This window comes from Pontibacter sp. HJ8, assembly GCF_054824225.1.
The window spans coordinates 1-2353 of record NZ_JSYF01000568.1 but is presented as its reverse complement, the minus strand read 5'-3'; the positions used below and the strand labels follow the sequence as shown (position 1 = coordinate 2353).

The 2353-nt window shown below is 52.0% G+C and carries 3 protein-coding genes; 2 read left to right on the top strand and 1 reads right to left on the bottom strand.

Annotated features, from left to right (window positions below):
* Nucleotides 1–227 precede the first annotated feature (227 nt).
* Nucleotides 228–929: an SDR family oxidoreductase gene (locus tag OB13_RS19460; protein ID WP_461491851.1), complete on the top strand. Its 702-nt coding sequence runs from the start codon at nt 228–230 to the stop codon at nt 927–929.
* Between the two features lie 57 nt (nt 930–986).
* On the opposite strand, the gene OB13_RS19455 is transcribed toward OB13_RS19460, so the two are convergent.
* On the bottom strand, nt 987–1628 hold the full coding sequence (locus OB13_RS19455; RefSeq protein ID WP_461491850.1) for a fasciclin domain-containing protein: 642 nt from the start codon (nt 1626–1628) through the stop codon (nt 987–989).
* 214 nt (nt 1629–1842) lie between these two features.
* Between OB13_RS19455 and OB13_RS19450 the strand changes: the two genes are divergently transcribed.
* Nucleotides 1843–2301 carry a peptidylprolyl isomerase gene (locus OB13_RS19450; RefSeq protein WP_461491849.1) on the top strand — a complete coding sequence of 153 codons (459 nt, stop codon included), beginning with the start codon at nt 1843–1845 and terminating at the stop codon, nt 2299–2301.
* Nucleotides 2302–2353: the final 52 nt, after the last annotated feature.

Here is a 2353-nt window from a genome sequence, read left to right as displayed (position 1 = left end):
AAGCGATGCAACAACGCCAGGTTGCTATACATGGAACAGCAGTACGCCAGTTTCAAACTGGCATCAAGTGCCACCACCAGTTACGCTCTCGCTAAACTTTAGGTACACTTGGAAGCAATGCAACAATATCAGGTTGAAGTCTGATGAAGCCATAACTACCCAGCAGGAATAGGTATAACCAACACCTCCCTCCCACGTTACAAAACACAGACTATACCTACACAGCTATGAAGATCGAAAACGCAAATATCCTGATTACGGGCGGCACGCTGGGCATTGGCTACGCCACCGCCAGGCTGCTGGTCGAACACGGCGCCCATGTGGCCATAACAGGCCGTGACGAGAATCGCACCCAGAAGGCAGCCCGCGAAATAGGCGCTATGCCCATCACGGCAAACGTTGCAAACCCCGAAGATGTGAAACGGACATTCACGATGTTTATAAATCAGTTTGGCCGCCTCGATGTACTCATTAACAATGCAGGTATAGGTATGTCGCGCCGGCTGGAGGAACTGAACCTGGAGCACTTTCAGCAGGTATATGGCGTGAACGTGTTTGGCGCCGCCCTGATGGGTGCCCGGGCTGCCGAGATCTTCAAAAAACAAAACTACGGCAACATCATCAACATTGGCTCTACTGCAGCTACCAAAGGGTATGAAGGCGGTTCGGTCTACGCTTCCTCCAAATTCGCCCTGCGCGGCATGACACAATGCTGGCAGGCGGAACTGCGCCGCTACAATGTGCGGGTGATGCTCCTCAACCCAAGCGAAGTGACAACAGCCTTTGGGCGCGAAGAACGGGAAGAGCGCGACAGTCAGCCGAACAAGCTCCGTGGCCATGAGATTGCCCGCGCCATCAAAGGAGCCCTGGAACTGGATGACAGAGGTTTTATACCGGAATTGGCGGTCTGGGCTACGAATCCTTTTTAAAAGCAAAACGCGCAGCAGGTATACAACCTGCTGCGCGCCCTCAATCTGCTGCTGTTCCTATTGCTTTTCCGGCATCAGCACCTTATCGATGGCATGGAGCACGCCATTGCTGCTCATTCCGTCAGGTTCTTCTATCAGGGCCCCGTTGATCATGACTTTCCCATCCTTCTTCGATACCTTCAGCTGTTGTCCGCCTGCTGTCTTGAGGATGGCCCCATCCTGCAGGTCAGCAATTGCCAACTGCCCCGACACCAGGTGGTGGTTGATGATCTCCTCCAGGCGCTGCCGGTTCTCTGCCTTCATCAGGTCTTCCAGCGTACCGCCCGGCAGTGCTTTAAAAGCATCTTCAGTTGGAGCAAAAACGGTATAGGGTCCTGTTCCGCTCAGCGCTTTTACCATATTGGCATTCTTGAGCAGCGAAACAAACGTGGTCAGCTTTTTATTTGACGTCGCATTGTCCACGATGCTGCGCGATGGCGTCATGGTATCGTCTCCTATTCTGCCGCCGCCGGTCAGATTGGGATCTGTGTGGTTTTTCGGATCCACATGCGATCCCGGATTCATATTTTTGGCTGTTCTGTCGGTATCCATTTGCTCTGAGCTACCTTCACTCTCGCTCGTCTCCTGGTGCTCGTTGCAGCCGGCCAGCGTAAGGCTCAGCAGCACAAGCCCGGTCCATAGTATGTTCGATCCTTTCATAGTTATTCTTCAAGTTTGTGAGTACATCTAATTTAAAGCGCCCGTTTCAGAGTGCCCGCTTTAGTACAATTACTCTGGAAAGCCTCTTCAAGTTTTGAAAAGGCACCTTCCTGTTGCCTGACACCGGCACATTATGGAGCGCCTGTGGCCTCTTAAAGTATATTTACGTACTTTTGTGCTGAACATTGTTTTACCAATCAAATAGAAGAAAATTATGAAAACCGCTGAAATACATACCGCCAAAGGGGTAATGAAAGTAGAATTCTATGAAAAAGATGCCCCGAAGACGGTGGAGAACTTTATCACGCTGGCCAAGAAAGGCTTCTACGACGGACTGACTTTCCACCGTGTTATTCCTGACTTCGTGATCCAGGGCGGCTGCCCTAACTCCCGCGATGGCGCCAAAGGTGTACCGGGTACAGGTGGCCCCGGCTACAAGATCGATTGCGAACTGACAGGCGACAACCAGTTCCATGACCGTGGTGTGCTGTCGATGGCGCATGCCGGACGCAACACCGGAGGATCCCAGTTCTTCATCGTGCACAGCCGCAAAAACACCGCCCACCTGGATCGCAACCATACCTGCTTCGGCAAAGTGGTAGAAGGCGTGGATGTGATCGATGAGATCAGAGCCAACGACAAGATCGAAAAGATCGTGGTAAACGAAGAATAGCCCGTTCCGGACCATTCATAAAAAAAGGCCGCACCAGTTGCGGCCTTTTTTG